The following is a 22,238-nucleotide window of genomic DNA, read 5'->3' as shown; positions in this document are numbered from 1 at the left end:
GAACGCAAGACGTCCCCGGCGGGAGATTCCCGCCGGGGACGTTTTACGTCCGGTGGTGCTACGAGGGGTGCTGGCCCGGCTCCCCCGGGCCGCGGCGCACCGGGCCGGGTCCGCCCGGACCACCGGGGCCGGGGCCGTGGAACACCGGGCCGGGACCGCCCGGACCGCCGGGCCCGCCGGGTCCGGGACCGTGGTAGACGGGACCGGGGCCGCCGGGACCGCCGGGGCCGGGGCCGTGGAACACCGGGCCCGGACCGCCGGGACCGCCCGGACCGGGGCCGTGGAACACCGGGCCGGGACCGCCCGGTCCGGCCATGAAGTGGCCCGGGGCGCCCGCCGGTTCGGGGACCCGCTCGGGCTCCGGCTCGTCGCCGTTCAGGGCGGGCCGGCGGGAGAACTGGGTGCGGTACAGCTCGGCGTAGAGACCGTCGAGGGCGATCAGCTCCTCGTGGGTGCCGCTCTCCACGATCCGGCCCTCGTCGACGACGAGGATCTGGTCCGCGTCCCGGATCGTGGACAGCCGGTGCGCGATGACCAGCGAGGTCCGTCCGGCGAGGGCGGTCTTCAGGGCCCGCTGGAGCGCGGCCTCCGACTCGGAGTCGAGGTGCGCGGTGGCCTCGTCGAGGACGACGACCGGCGGCGCCTTCAGCAGCAGCCGGGCCATCGCGATGCGCTGCTTCTCACCGCCGGACAGGCGGTAGCCGCGGTCACCGACCATGGTGTCCAGGCCGTTGGGCAGCGACTCGACCAGCTTCCAGATCTGCGCCGCCCGGCACGCCTCGATCAGTTGCTGCTCGGTGGCGTCGGGGCGGGCGTACAGCAGGTTCTCGCGGATGGTGGTGTGGTACAGGTGCGAGTCCTGGGTGACCATGCCGACCGTGTTGTTCAGCGACTCCAGCGTCAGGTCCCGCAGGTCGTGGCCGTCGATGCGCACCACGCCCTCGTTCGGGTCGTAGAGCCGGGGCACCAGGTGGGTCAGCGTGGTCTTGCCCGCGCCGGACGGGCCGACCAGTGCGGTCAGCTTGCCGGCGGGCGCGGTGAAGCTGAGGTCGCGCAGCGTCCAGTCGTTGTCCGTGTCGCGGTCGTGCGAGGGCATCGCGATGGACTCCAGGGAGGCCAGCGAGACGTCGGCGGCCTTCGGGTAGCGGAAGGACACGCCCTGGAACTCGATCTCGGGTGCCTGCACGTGCTCGCCCTGGGCCCTCGGCAGCGCGACGGCGCCGGGCTTCTCGGCGATCAGCGGCTTGAGGTCGAGCACCTCGAAGAGCCGGTCGAAGCTGACGAGCGCCGTCATCGCGTCGGCCTGGGCGTTGGACAACTGCCCGACCGGGCCCATCAGCCGGGTGAGCAGCGTCGCGAGGGCGACCAGGGTGCCGATCTGGAAGGAACCGTCGATCGACAGCACACCGCCGATGCCGTACACCGCCGCGGTGGCCATCGAGCTGACCAGCATGGTGGCGAGGAACATCATCTTCATGGAGACGGAGTTGCGTACGCCCACGTCCCGTCCCCGGGCCGCCAGCTTGGCGTAGGCGCGGGTCTCCTTGTCGGGCCGGCCGTAGAGCTTGGCCAGCAGCGCGCCGCTGACGTTGAAGCGCTCGTGCATCATCGAGCCCATGTCGGCGTTGGCCTGCATGTGCTGGCGGACGAGCCCCTGGATGCGGCGTCCGATGAGCCTGCCGGGCAGGACGAAGAAGGGCACCAGGACCAGGGAGATCAGCGTGACCGACCAGGACAGGTAGAACATGGTGACCAGGATGAACAGCATCGTCAGGCCGGCGGACACCACAGTGGACAGCAACTGCGTGACCGCCTGCTGGGCGCCGATGACGTCGGTGTTCAACCTGCTGACCAGGGCGCCGGTCTGGGCGCGGGTGAAGAAGGCCAGCGGCTGGCGCTGTACGTGGTCGTACACCTTGGTGCGCAGGTCGTAGATGAGCCCTTCGCTGACCTGGGCCGAGTACCAGGCCTCGCCGAGTCCGACGATGGCGGCGACCAGGGCGACGATCCCGACCGTCACGGAGAGCCAGATGACGACCGAGGTGTCCCCGGCCAGGATTCCGTCGTCGATCAGGTACTTGAGCAGCAGTGGCGGAGCCACCGCGCAGCCGGCGTTGAGCGTGGTGAGGATCAGGAGGAAGCCGATGCTGCGGCGGTGCGCCCGGGTGTAGGGAATGACCCGTTTCGCGGTGCCCGGCTTGGCTCTCTGGTTCTTCACTGAGGAGTCGGGCCCGTCTCCGGTGATGATCATCGGCCCCGGGCCACCCATCATGGCCACAGATACCACCTCTGTTTCGTCGTCACTGTCGGGTGGCCTTTGTCAGTGGGCCGCTTCGATACGGTCGATGAGACTCTGCGGACGCATGTCCGTCCAGTTCTCCTCGATGTATTCCATGCATTCCTTGCGCGAGTTCTCCCCGAATACCACTCGCCAACCCGCCGGAACTTCGGCGAAAGCAGGCCAGAGGGAGTGCTGGTTCTCGTTGTTGACCAGAACCAGGAAAGTGCCGTTTTCATCGTCGAACGGGTTCGCCATGACTGCTCCCGCCAATCGGTTTTCACGTCGATGCGTGAAACACGGTATCCGACCGCCCAAAGGGCGAACAAGGACAGGGCATTCGGATCAGGAATGGCAAAGAAATGGACGATGCGCGGAATTTGACGATCCGATTTCTCGGCGAGGAAGATCCGGTGCCGCTGGGGGTTTCCCGGGGCCCAGAATCACACAGCTCCGGCGGACCCGGCATCTGTCCAACCGGCCGGTCCGGGCACTTGGACGGGCCGGCCGGCCCCTCGACGCACAGAGCGGTGCCCCCGTCGGCGGGGGATTGCGACGGAGGCACCGCGGTTCTGAGGGCTGGTCACGTGGTGGCCAGGGCCTCCGTGGGAGGCAGCCGGGCGGCCCGGACGGCGGGGTAGAAGCCGGCCAGTCCGCCGATGATGAGAGTGGCGCCGATGCCGCCGGCCATGGCCCACAGCGGAACCACCGTCGCCCAGCCCTGGTAGGTGGCGTACGAGATGGTGACGCCGATACCGAGCAGGACTCCGCCGAGCCCGCCGAGGGCGGACAGCAGCAGCGCCTCGGCGAGGAACTGGGTGCGGATCTGGCCGCGGGTGGCTCCCAGCGAACGGCGCAGACCGATCTCGGCCCGGCGTTCCAGCACCGAGATGACCATGGTGTTGGCGACGCCGACCCCGCCGACCAGCAGGGCGACTCCGCCGAGGCCCAGCAGCAGACCGCTCAGCGCGTCGTCGGTGGCCTCCTTGGCGGCCAGTACGTCGGACGGCCGGGAGACGTCCGCCTCGCTGGGGTTCTCCGGGTTGGCGGTGGCGCCCAGGATCGTCTGGACGTCCTCGACCGCCGACTCCTCGGCCCGGGTGTAGATCGTCGTGGGGTATCCCTCGAAGCCCAGCTCGTCCTCCGCGACGGTCCAGCCGACGAACGCGCAGGAGTCCAGGTCCGGGACGAGTTCGTTGGGGGCCAGCAGACCGACCACGGTGAACCACTGGTCGCCGATCCAGACCCGCGAGTCGGGCCCCGCGGCGTGGATGCCGAGGTGCTTGGCGGCCACCGAACCGAGCACGACCGCCGGGTACTTGCTGTTGGCGGCGTTCAGCCACTGCCCGTCGACGACCTCGGAGCCCACGGACCGGGGCAGGTCGGTGCGGGCCGCGTTGACGGTGAGACCGCCCGACTCCGCCTCCGGGATGTGGTCGTTGCGGTAGATCTTGGCATCGGTGCCGCCGATGGCGGAGACCGACTCCACGTCCGGGATGTTGCCGATCATCGAGACGGATGCCTTGGGCAGGTGGGCGGTGTCCCCCGCGAAGGACGTACCGGGGCTGACCGTGAGCAGGTTGGTGCCCAGCGCGGACAGCCGGCGGTTGAGGTCCTCGGTGGAGGAGGTGGAGATACCGACCACGCCGATCATCGCCGCGATGCCGATGGCGATGCCGAGCGCCGACAGGAACACCCTCATCGGGCGCGAACGCAGTCCCCAGCCGCCCACGCGGATCACGTCGGCGGCGCTCATCCGGGCCGCCCGGGGCCGCGGCGGCGGGGGCAGCGCCGGCTCCGGGACCGGGGACATCTCCGTGGTGGCGTGCGGTGCGCTCACTGTGCGGCCCCCTCGGGCATCAGCGCGGTGGAGCCCGCGCCGACGGCGGTGTCGTGCTCGATCAGTCCGTCCCTGACCCGGACCTCGCGGGGCAGTGCGCTCGCGATGTCCCGGTCGTGGGTGATGACGACCACGGTGGTGCCGGCATCGTGCAGTTCGTGGAGCAGTTCCATCACGACCGCGCCGGAGCGGGAGTCCAGTGCGCCGGTGGGCTCGTCGGCCAGCAGCAGCGGAGGATCGCCCACCACCGCGCGGGCGATGGCGACACGCTGTTTCTCGCCGCCGGACAGTTGGTGCGGCTCGTGGTGGAGCCGCTTGCCCAGGCCCACCCGGCGCAGCGCGCGCTCGGCGACCTGCCGCCGCTCGCGCCGCGGCCGGCCGCTGTAGAGCAGTCCGTCCGCGACGCTGTCCAGCGCGGGGACGCCCCGCGCCAGGTGGAACTGCTGGAAGACGAAGCCGATCGTGGTGGCGCGCAGCGCGGACAGTTCACGGTCGGTCAGCGACTCCACGTCGTGACCGGCGATGCGTACCCGGCCGGCCGTCGGGCGGTCGAGGGTGCCCATGATGTTGAGCATCGTGGACTTGCCCGAGCCCGACGGGCCCACCACCGCGAGGAGTTCGCCGCGCTGGATGACCAGGTCCGCCGACCTCAGGGCGGTCACGTCTCCGTAGGTCTTGGAGACCCCGGTGAGTTCGACGACGGGGTGGGCGAGGCCGGTCACTCCGGGACCCCCACGACCAGTCCCTCGGTGATGCCCTTGCCGGACACCTCGACCATGTTGTCGGCGAACATGCCGAGTTCCACCGGGCGGTACTCGGTGCCGTCGGCCGTGACCACCTCGATGACGTAGCCGCCCTTGCTGTTGGCCAGCAGGGCGTTGATCGGCACCGCGAGGACGTCCTTGCGGGTCTCGTCCTTCAGCTCGACGTCGACCGAGGCGGCCTGGTAGCGGCCCAGCTTCTTCTGGTCCTTCACCGTCAGCTCCACGGGGAGCGTGGCCGTCTTGGACTCCTTGTCGGAGGAGTCGTCGCTCGGGGTGGAGGGCGTCCCGACATCCGACACCACGGCGGTGACCGAGGTGTCGTCGGGCAGGGTGACCGTGGCGGTGGTGCCCTCCTTGACGGAGTCCTCGTACTGCACGTCCAGGTCGACGGTGATGAGCCGTTCGGTGCCGGTCCAGGTGAGGATGTCCCCGCTGAGGCCGTCGCCGGGCGACAGCAGGGTCTTGTCGACGCGGCGGGCCCCGTCGGCGACGACGGCGTCCCCGGCCTCGACCTTGCCGGTCTCCTCCCGGTCGAGGTCCTCCTGCCACTCCTCGACGGCGGCGGCGGTGGTGGAGGTGTACTCGTCGTCGACGGTGAAGCCGTCGTAGCCGAGCTTGGAGAGGTTCTCCTCCAGCATCTTGACGTCGCTGCCCTCGCTGCCGTCCTGGAGCGTGCGGTAGAAGGGCGTGGAGCCGTAGAGCAGCGGGACCTTCTCCTGGTCGACCTTGTACACGGACTCGCCGCGTTCGATGGTCGTGCCGTCCTCGGGCAGCCAGGTGACGATGCCGGCGGAGGCGCCGCTGCCGGAGTCGGCGGCGCCCTGTCCGGCCTGGCCGCCGCCCGGCTGGGACTGGCCGCTGTCGGAGGAGGAGCCGGCCGGGGCCCGGACGGTGGTCTCGGCACCGTAACCGAGGGTGCCGTCCACCGTCTCGGTGCTGGTCAGCGTGGTGCGCTGGATCTTGGCGGTCGCCGCCGGGCCGGAGGGGGCGTCGCTGGCGGTGTCGCTGCCGTCGCCGCCGAGGACCCCCGTCGCGGCGAGCCCCGCGGCCGCCGCGACCACGATCGCGACGGCCACGATCAGGGAGGTGCGGCGGTGGCGCTTGCGCCGGGCGTGGTCCGGGCCGTCCGCGGTGCCGGCACCGTCGTCCGTGACCACGGGGACGCCGGGTTCGCCGCCGGATTCCTCCGGGGCGACCTCGCCGGCCGAGCGGACCTCCAGCGCCGCGGACGACGGACCGGGCTGCCCGCGCAGCTCACCGGTCCCGTCCGGGGCGGTCACTCGGAACCACCCGGACCCGGACCCTGGAGCCGCAGCATGCCGCCGGGGAACTTGTCCTGGCAGGCCTGCTGAGCCTTGGAGAAGGAGTCGTCCTGCGGGCTGATCCCGGCCGCCTCGGCGTCGATCCTCAGCTCGTTGCCGCTGAGCTGCGGGTCCGGGAACTTCGGCACGCCGTTCTCACGGATGCACTTCGCCCATTCCGCGACCTTCTCGGGGTCGATCTCCGCGCCGCCGGCGGGGCCGTTGCCCTGCGGCTGGAGGTCGCGGCACTTCTCGCTGGCGTCCTTGAACTCCTGGGAGTTCGGGTCGACGCCCTCACCCGGCTGGATGTTGACGCGCCCGTTGGCGTCCTGCTTGGGGTCCGGGTAACCGGGTACCCCGTTCTCCCGCATGCACTGGGCGTGGGCGACCGCCTGGTCGAAGCCGCTCTTGGGTGAGGCGCTCGAGTCGGACGACACATTGTCGGCGGAGTCGTCGTCGGACGAGCAGCCGGTGAGCAGTGCCCCGGCGAAGAGGGCGGAAACAGCGAGCAGCGTATGCGCTGAGGCGCGCTTTCGTGTCGTGAACATGGGTTATGTTTTACGGCCCTTCAGGTCACACCGGGGATACAGGCGACCCCCCGTGCATGAGAGACCGATGAGGAACCAAGAGGCAACGGAAAAGGGCGCCGCCGGCCCCCTCCGCGGGGTGTCGGCGGCGCCCTGTTCACGCAGGTCGGTCACCAGGTGAGGGGCAGTTCCTCCACGCCGTACTGAGGGGCGAACGGACGGAAGCGCAGCTCCTCCTCGGGGACCGCCAGCGCGAGGTTCGGGAAGCGCTGTATCAGGCCACCGAAGGCACTGCGCAACTGCATCCGGCCGAGGGAGGCCCCGACGCAGAAGTGGATGCCGTGCCCGAAGGCGAAGTGACTGGTGTTCTTGCGGGTGATGTCGAAGCCGTCGCGGGAGTCGTTCCCGGCGTCGGCGCGGTTGGCCGCGATGAGGGAACAGGCCACCACCTGCCCGGCCTTGATGACCTTGCCGGCCATGGGTACGTCGACGAGGGCGGTGCGCGGTGAGGCGGTGGAGACGACCGACACGTAACGCAGCAGTTCCTCCACGGCCTGGTCGATCAGCTCGGGGCGTTCGCGCAGCAGGGCCAACTGGTCGGGGTGGCGCAGCAGCACCAGGGTGCCCAGGCCCAGCATCTGGGTGGAGCCCTCCAGGGCGGCGGCCACGAACGAGGAGCAGATACCGGCGAGTTCCGCGTCCGTCACACCGTCGCCGTGGTCCTGGACGAGCATGCCGAGCAGGTCGTCACCGGGCGCGCGCCGTTTCTGCGCCACGGTCTTGATCAGGTAGCTGTCCAGCGCCTTGGTGGCCACCATGCGTCTCTTGCCGCGGCTGCCGGCCCGGATGTCGAACATCCGGGCGAGCTGGGGCAGGTCGTCGCGGGGCAGGCCGAGCAGTGCGCAGGCCACCAGGCCGGGCACCGGCCAGGCGAAGTGCCGCATCAGGTCGGCCGGCCGGCCGGCCCGTTCCAGGGTGTCGAGCTGATCGGTGACGATCTTCTCGACGAGCGGCTCCATCCTGCGCATCCGCCGGACCGTGAACTCGGGCGTGATGATCTTGCGGAGCGCGGTGTGGTCGGGCGGGTCGTACTGGAGCAGGTTGCCCGGCTCGACCAACTGCCGTGAGTCGGTGGCACTGACGGTGGGCGGCCGGGTGCTGAACCGCTCGGCGTCGCCGAGGATCGCCCGCACCTCCTCCCGTCCGGTGGCGAGCCAGTCGATCTGCTGCCCGGGGATGACCAGCTCGGCCAGGGGTTCCTCCCGGCTCAGCCGGATCAGCTCCGGGGTGGGGTCCACTCCGACGCGGCGGTTGAACACGGGGATGTCCGAGGGCTTCGGCATGCACGGAGTCCTTTCGTCTCTTGCGGGCGGGCCGCCGTACGGCTACCAGGCCAGGGGCAGTTGTTCCACGCCGTAGGCGGCCAGCGTCAGCGGCCGGAAGCGCAGGTCCTCGGGCGGCACCGCCAGCCGCAGCCCGGGGAAGCGGTCCAGCAGCGCCGTGAGGGCGGCGCGCATCTCCATGCGGGCCAGGGCCGCTCCCGTGCAGAAGTGCACGCCGTGCCCGAACGCCATGTGGGTGGTGTCGCTGTCGCGGGTGATGTCGAAGCCGTCGTCGGCGGTGCGGTTGACCGCCAGCAGGGAGCAGGACACGATCTGGCCGGCCTTGATCACGCGCCCGGCGAGGGGGACGTCCACCAGGGCGGTGCGGGGCGAGGCGATGGGCACCACCGTGATGTAGCGCAGCATCTCCTCCACCGCCTGGTCCATGCGGTCGGGCTCCTTGCGCAGCAGGGCCAACTGGTCGGGGTGCTCCAGCAGGGCCAGCACGCCGAGGCCGAGCATCCCGGCCATGTTCTCCAGGCCGGCGGCGAGCAGGGAGGCGCAGAAGCCCACGAGTTCCTTGTCGTCGACGTCGTCCCCGTGGTCCCGGATCAGGGAGCTGATGAGGTCGTCGGCGCTGGGGTCCTGCCGTTTGCGGGCCACGAACCGCTTCAGGTAACCGTCGAAGGCGTTCGCCGCGGCCAGGACCAGTTTCCGCGGCCGGTCGGTGCGCCGGCTCAGGTCCATGCTGCGGGCCAGTTCGGGCTGGTCGTCGCGGGGGATGCCGAGCAGGGAGCAGCCGACCAGGCCGGGCACGGGCCAGGCGAAGTGCCGCATCAGGTCGGCGGGCTGCCCGGCGCGTTCGAGGATGTCGAGCCGGTCCGCGACGATCTTGTCGATCACCGGTTCCAGGCGGCGCAGGCGGCGCACGGTGAACTCCGGCCGCAGCATCTTGTGGATGCGGGTGTGCTCGGGCGGGTCGTACTGGAGCGGGTTGCCGGTCTGGGTGAGCCGGCGGGAGTCCTCGTCGCTGTCGGCGGGCGGCCGGGTGCTGAAGCGTTCGGTGTCCGCGAGGATCGCCCGTACCTCCTCGCGGCCGGTGGCGACCCAGTCGTTGATGCCGGGGCCGTCGTCCTCCACGAGCGGGGTCCGCTCGCTCATCCGGTTCAGTCCGGGCAGCGGGTCCATCCGGACGCGCTGCTGGTGCACGGGCAGGTCCGACGGTTTCACCCCGGCCCGGTGCCGGCGCGCGGGCATGTCTCCTGGCCTGGTCATGCGGGCCCCTTTCGGTCCTTCGTCCCGCCCTGCGCCCGGCAGGGGGTCATGGTCGTGGCGCTGTGGCCGGTCATGCCCGGCCGGTCTTCCGGACGGCGTCGGCGACGACGCGGCCGATCCCGGAGAGGTGTGCCGTCTGCAGCATGTCGTTGTGGTTGACGGCGACTTCGTGGCTGACGATCTCCCCGCCGGTGTGCGGCCGCCAACTGTCGATCGCGGCGGGCACCGGCAGGTCCGCCGGCCGCTCCTCGGTGGCGACGAAGAGCAGCATGTCGCCGTCGAACCGGTCCGGGGTGTGGTCCTGCGCGATCTGGACCGTGTTGCGCATGATCTCCTGCATGTTGGTGACGAGCGGGCCGCTCACCCCCATCGGGAACGGGCCGCCGCCGCCCTCTCCGGGGGTGGTGCGCAGTTCGGGGCTGTCGGGTGCCGCGCCGCCCGGTTCGGCGCCCGGGTTCTCGGTGCCGGTGAAGGTGGCCCGGCCGAGGACGCCGGGGTAGCCGTCCAGCAGGGCGAGTACGGCCACTTCCTCGCCCAGTTCCTGGAGCCGGGTGGCGAGCGCCTGGGCGATCACCGCGCCGACGGACCAGCCGAGGAGGTGGTAGGGCCCGGAGGGCTGCACGGAGCGTATCTGCTCGGCGTAGTCGTCCACCATCTCCGCGACGCTGCGGGGCAGGGTCTCCGGTCCCGCCAGTCCGCGCGCCTGGATGCCGTAGACCGGCTGGTCCTGCGGCAGGTGCTGGAGCAGGGCCGCCCAGCCCCAGCTCAGGCCGGTGCTGTGGTGCAGGCAGAACAGCGGCGGCCGGTCACCGGTGGCGCGCAGCGGCAGCAGTACCTGGAGGTCGTCGCGGCCCCGGACGGGGCGCAGCGGTGACACGGGCCGGCCGCTGTCGTCCGCGTCGAGCACCGCGAGGGTCCCGTCGGAGGCCCAGGTCGCCCGTTCGCCGGTACGGAGCATCCGCTCCCCCTCCGGTCCGAACGGGCACGCCACGAACCGGCCGGCCGTGGTGCCGGGCGCGCCGGCGAGTCCCCGGGCCAGGGAGGCGCCGGCGACGTACAGGTCTCCGGGTGCGCCGGCGGGGACGGGGCGCAGCAGGTCGTCCAGGACGAGGGCCCGGGTGTTGGAGACCGGCCGTCCGGTGGGTGTCCGCAGCGGCAGCGGCAGTTCGGGCCGGTCGTGGTGGCTCAGCCACCGGCCCGCCGTCTCCGCCGTGCCGTGGTCGCCGGCCAGCGCGGTCCCCGGGCGGTGGTACCGCCATGCCGCGTAGTCGTCCATAGTGACCTCGCCGTCGGCGACGCGGACCTGGGCGTACGGCAGGGTCGCCGGCGTTTCGGCCAGGTCCTGGAGCCGGTCCCGGGTGGTGACGAGCGCGGCGGCCTCGGGCGTGCCGGCGGTGTCCCGGGGGAGCCCCAGGTGCACGGGGCCGCCGATGGACAGGCCCGCCAGCAGCGCGGTGACCAGGGCGGGGACGGGGACGCCGGCGTCGAGGACCATGCCGCCGTCCTCGGGCGAGGTGCGGACGTCGTGGGTCACCTGATTGAGCAGCGCCCGGTGTTCGACCACCACCTTGGCGGTGTGGTCCTCGGTGCCGCCCGCGGCCGGCGCGGGGAGGACGAGGGCCGCCTGGCCGGGCAGCGGGGCCCGTCCGCCGGGGTGCCGTTCGGCCGGGGTGCCGTCATCGACGCGTACGACCGGCACGGTGGTGTCGGCGGGCAGCGCCGCGGCGTACTCCGACGTGCACAGCAGTGCGGCGGGCCTCGGGTCGCGCAGTACGGCGTTCAGCTCGTCCGCGGAGCCGTCCGGGTCGGCGAACACGCAGGCGGCGCCGGCCTTGAACGCCCCGAGCACGGCGGCCGCGAGGCTGCCGGTGGCGGGCAGCGCCACCGCGACGAGGTCCTCGGCCCCGATGCCCTGGGCGGCGAGCCGCCCGGCGATCGCGTCGGCCTCGGCGTCCAGCGCGCCGTAGGTGAGGGCGCCGTCCGGGCCGGTGAGGGCCACCGCGTCGGGGGTGCGGCCGGTCTGCCGGGCCAGCAGGTCGACGACGGTGCCGTCCGGCAGTCCCACCCCGGTGTCGTTCCAGCTCTCCACCAGCCGCCGGCGTTCGTCGGCGCCCAGCAGGACGTCCACCTGGCTCAGCCGGAGGCCGGGGTCGGCGGCGACCTGCCGCAGGACGTGTCCGAGCCGTTCGGCGAGTGCCGCGGCGGTGTCCCGGTCGAACAGTTCCGGCGCGTAGCGCAGCGAACCGTCCAGGCCGGCCGGGCTGCCGTCGTCCTCCTGCCGTTCGATCAGGCTGAACCACAGGTCCACCCCGAGCGTTCCGGTCTCCAACGGCAGCTTGGCGGTGGACAGGCCCGGCAGTTCCGAGGTGTCCCACTTCTCGGCGATGTCGTCCTGGACCTCCAGGAGTACCTGGAACAGCGGGTGGAAGCCCCGCGCCGGGGGCAGTTCCAGGGCCTCCACCAGGTGTTCGAAGGGCACGTCCTGGTACGCGTACGCGGACAGGTTGGTCTCCCGGGCCCGGCCGAGCAGGTCGAGGAAGGTGGGGTCGCCGGAGGTGTCGGTGCGCAGGGCCAGTCGGTCGGTGAAGGGGCCCATCACGCCGTCGAGTCCCTCCTCGTCGTCCTGTCGCGGCCGCAGGGTGCCGAGCGTCAGGTCGGTGCCGGCGCCGAGGCGGGTGAGCAGCAGCGCGAGCGCGGCGTGCACGGCCATGAAGGCGGTGGCGCCGTGTTCCTCGGCGACCTCCATGAGCTGGTCGTGGGCCTCGGCGTCGAGCGTGACGGGTACGGAGTCGACGGGCCGGTTGGCGCCCGGCATGTCGGGCCGGGGGCGGTCGGCGGGCAGCCGTATCGCCTCCGACACCCCGGCGAGGGTGTTCTTCCAGTAGGCGATCTGGTCGCTGATGAGGCTGTCGGGGTCGTCCTGGCCCGCGATGAGTTCCCGCTCCCAGAACGCGAAGTCCGCGAACTGCAGGGGCAGCGGGGCGCGTTCGGAGATCCGTCCTTCCCGGCGGGCGCCGTAGGCCGCCGCCAGGTCACGGACGAGGACGTCCAGGGACGCGTCGTCGGCGGCGATCCGGTGCACCAGGATCAGCAGCACATGCTCGGTCCCGGAGAGTCGGAACAGGTACGGCGCCCACGGCACGCCCCGGGTGATGTCGAACGTGTACTGGGCGTGGGTGGCCAGCAGGCCGGGCAGTTCGGCCTCGGTGGTGGACACCACCGGCAGCCCCGGGCGGGCCACGTCGGCGTCGAGGATGTGCTGGCGCAGGCCGCCGTCCTCGGTGCCGACGAAGGTGGTGCGCAGGATCTCGTGCCGGGCGGCCAGGTCGCCGAGGGCCGCTTCCAGCGCGGCGGGGTCGAGGTCGCCGCCGAGCCGCAGCGCGACGCCGCCCTGCTGGTCGGCCGCGTTCACGTGCATGGCGGCGAGCTGCCAGGTGCGGCGCTGGCCCACGGTGAGCGGGACGTCGTCCCGGGACTCGACGGCTTCGAGGGCCGGGCGGACCTTCGATTCGAGCATCCGGGCCACGCCGAGCGGTGTCGACGCCCCGAAGAACTGGCGCATGCTCAGTTCGGCGCCCATCTCGGTCCGGATGCGTCCGGCGAGGCGCATCGCCAGGGTGGAGTTTCCGCCCAGGTCGAAGAAGTTGTCGTCGACCCCGACCCGTTCGAGGTCGAGGACCTCGGCGAACAGGGCGCACAGGGCCTTCTCGGTCTCCGTCTCCGGGGCCCGCCCGGAGGCCCGTTGGGCGACGTCGGGCACCGGCAGGGCGCCCCGGTCGAGCTTGCCGTTGGCGGTCAGCGGCAGGGCGTCCAGGACCATCACGGCCGCCGGGACCATGTAGTCGGGCAGCGCCTTGCCCACGTGCTCGCGCAACTGCTGCTGGTCGAGGTCTCCGTCGCCGGAGACGACGTACCCGATGAGGCGCTTGTCGCCGGGGCGGTCCTCGCGGACCACGACGGCGGCCTGGGCGACGTCGGGGTGGGCGGCGAGGACGGACTCCACCTCGCCGGGCTCGACGCGGAAGCCGCGGATCTTGACCTGCTCGTCGGCGCGTCCGGCGAACTCCAGCAGCCCGTCCGGCGTCCAGCGGGCCAGGTCGCCCGAGCGGTACATGCGGGTGCCCTCGTCGAACGGGCAGGCCACGAACCGCTCGGCCGTGAGGTCGGGGCGGTTGTTGTAGCCGCGGGCCAGACCCGGGCCCGCCACGTACAGCTCCCCCACCGCGCCGACCGGGGCCGGCTTGAGGAAGTCGTCCAGGACGTAGACCTGGGTGTTGCCGATGGGCGAGCCGATGGCCGGGGGCGCGTCCTGGGGGGTGATCCCCTCGTCCAGCAGCGTGGCCGTGGAGATGACGGTCGCCTCGGTCGGGCCGTAGGTGTTCCACACCCGGGACCCGGCACGCCAGCGGGCGGCCAGGTCGGGGGTCAGGCGCTCGGCGCCCAGCACCCAGTTCGCCACGCCGGGCACGTCGGCCGGGTCCAGGACGCCGAGGAGGGACGGGACGACGCTGGCGACCTGGACGCCGGCCGTGCGGATCATCTCCGCGAGGGCGCCCGGTTCGATGCGTTGTTCGCTGGTGGCGACGGCCAGGGTGCCACCGCCGCCGAGGGTGACCGCGACGTCGAGCACGGCCGCGTCGAAGCTGAACGACGCGAACTGCAGTGCCACCGTGCCGGGTTCGACGCCGAGCACCGGGCGCATGACCTCGGCCAGGTTCGCCACTCCGCCGTGCGCGACGGCGACACCCTTGGGGCGGCCGGTCGAGCCCGAGGTGTAGATGACGTAGGCGAGCTGTCCCGGGTCCACGGCGGTGTCCAGCGGCTCCGCCGACGCGTCGGCCGATTCCAGCAGCACCACCTCCGCGCCGGGCGGTACCGAGTCCGCCGTCTCCGCCGTGGCCAGCACCACCGACGCGCCGCTGTCACCGACCATGTACGCCAGCCGGTCCGCCGGGTACTGCGGGTCCAGCGGGACGTACGCGCCCCCGGCCTTCCATACCGCGAGCAGCGCCACGACCATGTCGACCCCGCGCGGCAGGAACAGGCCGACGCGGCTCTCCCGGCCGACGCCGAGGCCGGCCAGGTGCCGGGCCAGGCGGCCGGCGCGGGCGTCGAGTTCGGCGTAGGTCAGGGTGTCGGAGCCGCCGCGCACCGCGATGGTGTCGGGGGTCCGCTCGGCCCAGTTCCGGAACAGGTCCAGCACGGTGTCCGCCGGGACCGGCTGTGCCGTGTCGTTCCAGTCGCGGACGACCTGGGCGCGTTCGGTCTCGTCCAGGACGTCGATGTCGCTGAGGCGGAGCCCCGGGTCGGCGGCGACCTGCTCCAGGACCCGGGCGAGCCGTCCCGCGAGGGCCTGTACGGTCGGGTCGTCGAAGAGGTCGGCGGCGTACAGGATGCCGCCGCCGATGCCGGCCGGGGTGCCGTCGGCTCCGCGCCGCTCGTTGAGCGTCACGGACAGGTCGAAGCGGGCCGGCGGCGCGGACTGCGGCGGAACGGCCTCGACGTCGAGGCCGGGGAGTTCCCAGCGGGCCTCGGGGACGTTCTGGAGGGCCACCATCACCTGGAACAGAGGGTTGCGGGAGGAGGTCCGCGCCGGGTTCAGCTCGTCCACCAGCCGCTCGAACGGCACGTCCTGATGGGCGTAGGCCGCGAGGTCGGTCTCCCGCACCCGCGCCAGCAGCTCCGTGAAGGTGGGATCGCCGCTCAGGTCGGTGCGCAGCACGAGGGTGTTGACGAAGAAGCCGGACAGCTCCTCCAACTGCGCGTCCGAACGGCCCGCGATCGGCGTGCCCAGCGGGATGTCGTCGCCGGCGCCCATCCGGGACAGCAGGACCGCCAGCGCCGCGTGCACGACCATGAACATCGTCGACCGGCCCCGCGCGGCCACCTCCACCAACCGCCCGTGCGTCCCGGCGCCGACGTCGACCGGAGCGAGACCGCTGCGGAAGGACGGCGTGGCGGGGCGGGGGCGGTCGGCGGGCAGGACGAGTTCCTGCGGGGCGCCGGAGAGGGCCTCCCGCCAGTGGGCGAGCTGGTCGCTGATCAGGCTGTCGGGGTCGTCGAGGTCGCCGAGGACCTCGCGCTGCCACAGCGCGTAGTCGGCGTACTGCACGGCCAGCGGACGCCAGGACGGCTCGCCTCCGGTACGACGGGCCGTGTACGCGGCCTCCAGGTCACGCGCCAGCACACCCATCGACCAGCCGTCGGACGCGATGTGGTGCGCCACCAGCAGCAGCACGTACTCGTCCGCGCCCAGCTTCAGCAGCCGTGCCCGCCACGGCAGGTCGACGCGGACGTCGAAGCCGCGCCCGGCGTGCTCGGCCATCACCTCACGCCAGTCCTCGGCCGGGTCCACCTCCACCGTCACCAGCGGCGGCCGGCCCACCTCGCCCTCCAGCACCCGCTGGTACGGCACACCCTCCACGTCCGGGAACACCGTCCGCAGGCTCTCGTGCCGGTCCGCCATATCACCGAGCGCCGCCTCCAGCGCCTGGACGTCCAGTTCGCCCGAGATCCGCAGGGCGAGGGGGAGGTTGTAGGCGCCCGCGGCGGCGGAGCCGGGTTCGTCGGCATCCATCCGGTTCAGCAGCCACATCCGGTGCTGGGCGAAGGACAGCGGCAGCTTCTCCGGGCGTTCCCGCCGTGCCAGCGGCACCCGTGAGCCGTCGTCCGCGGCGTCGATCACCCGGGCCACACCGGCGACCGTCGGCGCGCTGAACAGGTCGCGGATGCTGACCTCCGCGTCCAGCACCGACCGCACCCGGGCGATCAGCCGCATCGCCAGCAGCGAGTCACCGCCGAGATCGAAGAACGACGCCTCCGCGCCCACCCGCTCCAGCCCCAGCACCTCACCGAACAGGCCGCTGAGGACCACTTCGGTGGGTGTCTCGGGGGCGCGGCCCTCGGCCGACGCGGCCATCTCGGGGGCGGGCAGGGCGCCCCGGTCGAGCTTGCCGTTGGCGGTCAGCGGCAGCGCGTCGAGGACCATCACGGCCGCCGGGACCATGTAGTCGGGCAGGCGGTGTCCGGCGTACTCCCGCAGCGACGCCATGTCGAACTCGGTGTCGCCGCCGACGGGGACGGCGTAGGCGACGAGCCGCTTGTCGCCGGGGCGGTCCTCGCGGACCACGACGGCGGCCTGGGCGACGTCGGGGTGGGCGGCGAGGACGGACTCCACCTCGCCGGGCTCGACCCGGAAGCCGCGGATCTTGACCTGCTCGTCGGCGCGTCCGGCGAACTCCAGCAGCCCGTCCGGCGTCCAGCGGGCCAGGTCACCGGAGCGGTACATGCGGGTGCCCTCGTCGAACGGGCAGGCCACGAACCGCTCGGCGGTCAGGTCGGGGCGGTTGTTGTAGCCGCGGGCCAGACCCGGGCCCGCCACGTACAGCTCCCCCACCGCGCCGACCGGGGCCGGCTTGAGGAAGTCGTCCAGGACGAACACCTGGGTGTTGCCGATGGGCGAGCCGATGGCCGGGGGCGCGTCCTCGGACCCGATCCCCTCGGGGAGCAGTGTGGCGGTGGAGATGACGGTCGCCTCGGTCGGGCCGTAGGTGTTCCACACCCGGGACCCGGCACGCCAGCGGGCGGCCAGGTCGGGGGTCAGGCGCTCGGCGCCCAGCACCCAGTTCGCCACGCCGGGGACCTCGGCCGGGTCCAGGACGCTCAGCAGCGACGGGACGACGCTGGCGACCTGGACGCCGGCCGTGCGGATCATCTCGGACAGCGCGGCGGGCTCCGTCCGCTCGTCGCTGGTGGCGATGGCCAGGGTGCCACCGCCGCCGAGGGTGACCGCGACGTCGAGCACGGCCGCGTCGAAGCTGAACGACGCGAACTGCAGTGCCACCGTGCCGGGTTCGACGCCGAGCACCGGGCGCATCGCCTCGGCCAGGTTCGCCACTCCCCCGTGCGCGACGGCGACACCCTTGGGGCGGCCGGTCGATCCGGAGGTGTAGATGACGTAGGCGAGCTGGTCGGGAGACACCTGTGTGTCCAGCGGCTCAGCCGAACCGTCGACCGGCCCGTCAACCAGCACCACGTCGATACCGGACGGAACCAACTCCACGGTGGTTGACGCGGTCAACACCACCGACAGGCCGCTGTCGGAGATCATGTACGCCAGCCGGTCCGCCGGATACTCCGGGTCCAGCGGGACGTACGCGCCCCCGGCCTTCCAGACCGCGAGCAGCGCCACGACCATGTCGACCCCGCGCGGCAGGAACAGGCCGACCCGGCTCTCCCGGCCGACGCCCAGACCGGCCAGGTGCCGGGCCAGAGCGTTCGCCCGCGCGTCCAGTCCGGCGTACGTCAGGGTCTCGGCGCCGCCGCGCACGGCGACGGCCTCCGGGGAACGCTCCACCCAGCTCTCGATCAGTGCGGGGACCGTGTCCGTGGGCACCGGCCGGTGGGTGTCGTTCCACAGCTCGGTGACGAGGGCGCGCTCCGACGCCTCCAGGACGTCGATGTCGCTGAGGCGGATCTGCGCGTTGACGGCGACCTGCTCCAGGACCCGGGCGAGGCGTCCGGCCAGCGACCGTGCCGTGGTGTCGTCGAAGAGGTCGGCGGCGTACAGGATGCCGCCGCCCAGACCTGCGGGCGAACCGTCCGGACCGCGCCGCTCGTTGAGCGTCACCGACAGGTCGAAGCGGGCCGGGGGCGCCAGCAGCGCCGGTACGGCCTCGACGTCGAGGCCGGGGAGTTCCCAGCGGGCCTCGGGGACGTTCTGGAGGGCCACCATCACCTGGAACAGCGGGTTGCGCGAGGAGGACCGCGCCGGGTTCAGCTCGTCCACCAGCCGTTCGAACGGCACGTCCTGGTGCGCGTAGGCCGCGAGGTCGGTCTCCCGCACCCGCGCCAGCAGCTCCGCGAACGTCGGGTCGCCGCTCAGGTCGGTGCGCAGCACCAGGGTGTTGACGAAGAAGCCGGACAGCTCCTCCAACTGCGCGTCGGAACGGCCCGCGATCGGCGTGCCCAGCGGGATGTCGTCGCCGGCGCCCATCCGGGACAGCAGGACCGCCAGCGCCGCGTGCACGACCATGAACATCGTCGACCGGCCCCGCGCGGCCACCTCCACCAACTGCCCGTGCGTCGCCGCGTCCACGCCGACGGGCACCGCGCCGCTGCGGAACGACGGCACCGCCGGGCGCGGTCGGTCGGCCGGGAGCGCGATCTCCTGGGGGCTGCCGGAGAGGGCCTCCCGCCAGTGGGCGAGCTGGTCGCTGATCAGGCTCTTGGGGTCGTCGAGGTCGCCGAGGACCTCGCGCTGCCACAGCGCGTAGTCGGCGTACTGCACGGCCAGCGGACGCCAGGACGGCTCGCCGCCGGAACGGCGGGCCGTGTACGCGGCCTCCAGGTCACGCGCCAGCACACCCATCGACCAGCCGTCGGACGCGATGTGGTGCGCCACCAGCAGCAGCACGTACTCGTCCGCGCCCAGCTTCAGCAGCCGTGCCCGCCACGGCAGGTCGACGCGGACGTCGAAGCCGCGGCCGGCCTGCTCGGCCATCACCTCACGCCAGTCCTCGGCCGGGTCCACCTCCACCGTCACCAGCGGCGGCCGGCCCACCTCGCCCTCCAGCACCCGCTGGTACGGCACACCCTCCACGTCCGGGAACACCGTCCGCAGGCTCTCGTGCCGGTCCGCCACATCACCCAGCGCCGCCTCCAGCGCCTCGATGTCCGGTCGGCCGGTGATCCGCAGGGCGAAGGGGAGGTTGTAGGCGCCCGCGGCTCCGGGGCCGGCTTCGGCCTCCTCCATGCGGTTGAGGAACCACATGCGCTGCTGGGCGTACGACAGCGGCACCCGCTCGGGGCGTTCCTCCGCCCGCAGGGGGATGCGGGAGGCGCCGTCGGCGGCGTCGATCGTCCGGGCCACGCCGGCGACCGTCGGCGCGGTGAACAGGTCGCGGATGCTCACCTCCGCGTCCAGCACCGACCGCACCCGGGCGATCAGCCGCATCGCCAGCAGCGAGTCACCGCCGAGGTCGAAGAACGACGCCTCCGCGCCCACCCGCTCCAGCCCCAGCACCTCGCCGAACAGGCCGCTGAGGACCTCCTCGGTCGGGGTTGCGGGGGCGCGGCCGGTGCGGGCCGCGAGGTCGGGGGCGGGCAGGGCGGCGCGGTCCAGCTTGCCGTTGACCGTGAGCGGGAGGGCGTCCAGGGTCACGACCGCCGCGGGGACCATGTACTCGGGCAGGTGGGCGCCGGTGGACTCGCGCACGGCCGTGGTGTCGAGGGTGCGGCCGGTGTGGGCGACGACGTAGGCGACGAGCCGCTTGTCGCCGGGGCGGTCCTCGCGGACCACGACGGCGGCCTGGGCGACGTCGGGGTGCGCGGCCAGGACGGACTCGATCTCGCCCAGCTCCACGCGGAAGCCGCGGATCTTGACCTGCTCGTCGGCGCGTCCGGCGAACTCCAGCAGCCCGTCCGGCGTCCAGCGGGCCAGGTCGCCCGAGCGGTACATCCGGCCGCCCTCGCCGAACGGGCAGGCCACGAACCGCTCGGCGGTGAGGCCGGGGCGGTGGTCGTAGCCCCGGGCCAGGCCCGAGCCCGCGACGTACAGCTCGCCCACCGCGCCGACGGGGACGGGGCGCAGGAAGGCGTCCAGGACGTAGACGCGGGTGTTGCCGATGGGCGAGCCGATCGGCGGCGGCGCGTCCTCCGGGGTGATGCCCTCCTTCAGGGGGGTGGCCGTGGAGATGACGGTCGCCTCGGTGGGGCCGTAGGTGTTCCACACCCGGGCCCCGGCGCGCCAGCGGGCGGCCAGCGGGGCGCTCAGGCGCTCGGCGCCCAGGACCCAGTTCTCGACGCCGGGGACGGTCTCCGGTTCCAGGACGCCGAGGAGGGACGGGACGACGCTGGCGACCTGGACGCCGGCCGTGCGGATCATCTCCGCGAGGGCGCCGGGCTCGGTGCGCTCCTCGCTGGTGGCGATGGCCAGGGTGCCGCCCGCGCCGAGGGTGACGGCGACGTCGAGCACGGCCGCGTCGAAGCTGAACGACGCGAACTGCAGTGCCACCGTGCCGGGTTCGACGCCGAGCACCGGGCGCATGACCTCGGCCAGGTTCGCCACTCCCCCGTGCGCGACGGCCACGCCCTTCGGGCGGCCGGTGGAGCCGGAGGTGTAGATGACGTAGGCGAGCTGGGCCGGGTCGGGGACCGTGCCCAGTGGTTCGGCGGACTCCTCGGCCGGCTCGTGCGTCAGCACCACGTCCACGCCGTCCGGGACCTGTCCGGCGGTGTCGGGGGTGGCCAGCACCAGGGAGGCGCCGCTGTCGTCCACCATGTAGGCGAGGCGGTCGGCCGGGTACTCCGGGTCCAGGGGTATGTACGCGCCGCCGGCCTTCCAGACCGCGAGCAGCGCCACGACCATGTCGACCCCCCGCGGCAGGCAGAGGCCGACCCGGCTCTCCGGGCCGACGCCCAGGCCGGCCAGGTGCCGGGCGAGGCGGTTCGCCCGCGCGTCCAGCTCGCCGTAGGTGAGGGCCTCGGAGCCGCCGCGTACGGCCAGTACCCGCGGGGTGCTCGCGGCGCGTGCGGTGAACAGCTCCAGCGCGGAGCGGGCCGGGACGGGCCGGGCCGTGTCGTTCCAGCGCTCGGTGACCAGGGCGCGCTCCGCCGGGCTCAGCAGGTCCACGTCCGCGACCGTGGTGTCCGGGTCGGTGACGATCCGGGTCAGCACCCGCACCAGGCGTTCGTGGATCGCCCGCGCGGCGTCCTCGTCGAAGACGTCCAGGCGGTGGTCGAGCTTGCACTCCATGCGGTCGTCGCCGGGGACGACCAGGAGGGTGAGCGGGTAGTGCGCGGACTCCTGGGCGCCGACGAAACCGATGGCGAAGCTGGTCTCGGTGGGCGGGTCGGTGGGGGTGCGCGGGTAGTTCTCGTAGACGACGAGGGTGTCGAAGGTGGCGCCGGGGCCGGCGACCCGCTGCACCTCGGGCAACCCCAGGTGCTGGTGGGACATGAGCGCGGACTGGCGTTCCTGGAGGTCGGTGAGGAGGTCCAGGAAGGGCCTGCCGCCGTCCAGGGCGACGCGTACCGGCAGGGTGTTCATGGTCAGGCCGACCATCGACTCCACGCCGGGCAGTTCGGTGGGGCGGCCCGCCGAGGTGGCGCCGAACACGACGTCACGGCGGCCGGTGAGCCGGGCCAGGACCAGGGCCCAGGCGCCCTGGACGACCGTGTTGACGGTGAGGTCGTGGCGGCGGGCCAGTGCCGTGAGGCCCTGGGCCACGTCCTGGGGTATCTCGGCGGTCAGGGCGCCGAAGGCCGCGGACTCCGCGGGCGGGCCGGCCGGTGCGACCAGGGTGGGTTCCTCGGCGCCGGCCAGTTCCTGGCGCCAGGCGGCGCGGGCCGCGTCCTTGTCCTGGCGGTTCAGCCAGGCCAGGTAGTCGCGGTAGGAGGTCGTCGGGGGCAGCCCGGTGGTCGTGCCGCCGGCCAGGTAGGCGGCGTACATCTCGTTGATGAGGATGGGCAGGGACCAGCCGTCCATGAGGATGTGGTGGCTGGTGAGGACCAGGTGGTGCCGGTCGCCGGGGAGGCGGACCAGCAGCAGCCGCAGCAGCGGCGCGGTGGCCAGGTCGAAGCGCCGTTCCTGTTCCTCGGCGGCCAGCTCGTCGCGGGCGGCGAGGGCCTCGGCCTCGGGCAGTGCCGAGAGGTCGGCCTCGCGCCAGGGCAGGGTCACCTCCCGGGCGATGACCTGGACCGTCTTGCCGGACTTGCGGCGCCGGAAGCCGGCCCGGAGCACGGGGTGCCGGGCCAGCAGCCCCTCCCACGATCTGCGCAGCCGGCCGGCGTCGACCGGTCCGGTCAGTTCGAGGGTCCGCTGGCCCTGGTAGGCGTCGGGTCCCTGGTCGTCGAAGGTGGCGTGGAACAGCATCCCCTCCTGCAACGGCGACAGCGGCCACACGTCTTCGACATGGGATCGGGTCATCGC

General features: G+C 72.9%; 9 protein-coding genes. All 9 read right to left on the bottom strand.

What is annotated here, in order from left to right; translation table 11 throughout:
- Positions 1 to 58: 58 nt before the first annotated feature.
- Positions 59 to 2,272: an ABC transporter ATP-binding protein gene (locus ACFY32_RS27925; protein WP_390675641.1), complete on the bottom strand. Its 2,214-nt coding sequence runs from the start codon at positions 2,270 to 2,272 to the stop codon at positions 59 to 61.
- Positions 2,273 to 2,320: 48 nt separating this feature from the next.
- Positions 2,321 to 2,536 (bottom strand): MbtH family protein, encoded by a 216-nt coding sequence (locus tag ACFY32_RS27920; protein WP_359200733.1) that lies wholly within the window; start codon positions 2,534 to 2,536, stop codon positions 2,321 to 2,323.
- A gap of 325 nt (positions 2,537 to 2,861) precedes the next feature.
- The gene (locus ACFY32_RS27915) at positions 2,862 to 4,091 is read right to left on the bottom strand and encodes an ABC transporter permease (RefSeq protein WP_359200875.1); all 1,230 of its coding nucleotides are present in this window, start codon (positions 4,089 to 4,091) and stop codon (positions 2,862 to 2,864) included.
- A 23-nt stretch (positions 4,092 to 4,114) separates the two neighbouring features.
- On the bottom strand, positions 4,115 to 4,840 hold the full coding sequence (locus tag ACFY32_RS27910; protein WP_359200731.1) for an ABC transporter ATP-binding protein: 726 nt from the start codon (positions 4,838 to 4,840) through the stop codon (positions 4,115 to 4,117).
- A complete protein-coding gene (locus ACFY32_RS27905; protein ID WP_390675604.1) occupies positions 4,837 to 6,162 on the bottom strand; it encodes a peptidoglycan-binding protein in 1,326 nt (441 codons plus the stop codon). The genes ACFY32_RS27910 and ACFY32_RS27905 overlap by 4 nt, the downstream gene beginning before the upstream one ends.
- Positions 6,159 to 6,731, bottom strand: coding sequence for a hypothetical protein (locus tag ACFY32_RS27900; protein WP_359200727.1), 573 nt, complete (start codon positions 6,729 to 6,731; stop codon positions 6,159 to 6,161). Before ACFY32_RS27900 ends, ACFY32_RS27905 begins: the two co-directional genes overlap by 4 nt.
- Before the next feature lie 149 nt (positions 6,732 to 6,880).
- Positions 6,881 to 8,053, bottom strand: a complete 1,173-nt coding sequence (locus ACFY32_RS27895; protein ID WP_390675603.1) for a cytochrome P450 — start codon at positions 8,051 to 8,053, stop codon at positions 6,881 to 6,883.
- A gap of 42 nt (positions 8,054 to 8,095) precedes the next feature.
- Positions 8,096 to 9,307 carry a cytochrome P450 gene (locus ACFY32_RS27890; RefSeq protein WP_359200723.1) on the bottom strand — a complete coding sequence of 404 codons (1,212 nt, stop codon included), beginning with the start codon at positions 9,305 to 9,307 and terminating at the stop codon, positions 8,096 to 8,098.
- A gap of 70 nt (positions 9,308 to 9,377) precedes the next feature.
- Entirely contained in the window at positions 9,378 to 22,235 is a 12,858-nt protein-coding gene (locus ACFY32_RS27885) for an amino acid adenylation domain-containing protein (protein ID WP_390675602.1), read from the bottom strand.
- Positions 22,236 to 22,238 lie beyond the last annotated feature (3 nt).

Source organism: Streptomyces sp. NPDC000134, from assembly GCF_042899225.1.
Classification (GTDB): domain Bacteria; phylum Actinomycetota; class Actinomycetes; order Streptomycetales; family Streptomycetaceae; genus Streptomyces.
This window is presented reverse-complemented; position numbering and strand designations above follow the sequence as displayed.

Excerpts from the sequence above, each read along its gene's own strand:
- ACFY32_RS27925 (WP_390675641.1), bottom strand. The coding sequence starts at position 2,272 with ATGATGGGTGGCCCGGGGCCGATGATCATCACCGGAGACGGGCCCGAC.
- ACFY32_RS27920 (WP_359200733.1), bottom strand. The coding sequence starts at position 2,536 with ATGGCGAACCCGTTCGACGATGAAAACGGCACTTTCCTGGTTCTGGTC.
- ACFY32_RS27915 (WP_359200875.1), bottom strand. The coding sequence starts at position 4,091 with ATGTCCCCGGTCCCGGAGCCGGCGCTGCCCCCGCCGCCGCGGCCCCGG.
- ACFY32_RS27900 (WP_359200727.1), bottom strand. The coding sequence starts at position 6,731 with ATGTTCACGACACGAAAGCGCGCCTCAGCGCATACGCTGCTCGCTGTT.
- ACFY32_RS27895 (WP_390675603.1), bottom strand. The coding sequence starts at position 8,053 with ATGCCGAAGCCCTCGGACATCCCCGTGTTCAACCGCCGCGTCGGAGTG.
- ACFY32_RS27890 (WP_359200723.1), bottom strand. The coding sequence starts at position 9,307 with ATGACCAGGCCAGGAGACATGCCCGCGCGCCGGCACCGGGCCGGGGTG.
- ACFY32_RS27885 (WP_390675602.1), bottom strand. The coding sequence starts at position 22,235 with ATGACCCGATCCCATGTCGAAGACGTGTGGCCGCTGTCGCCGTTGCAG.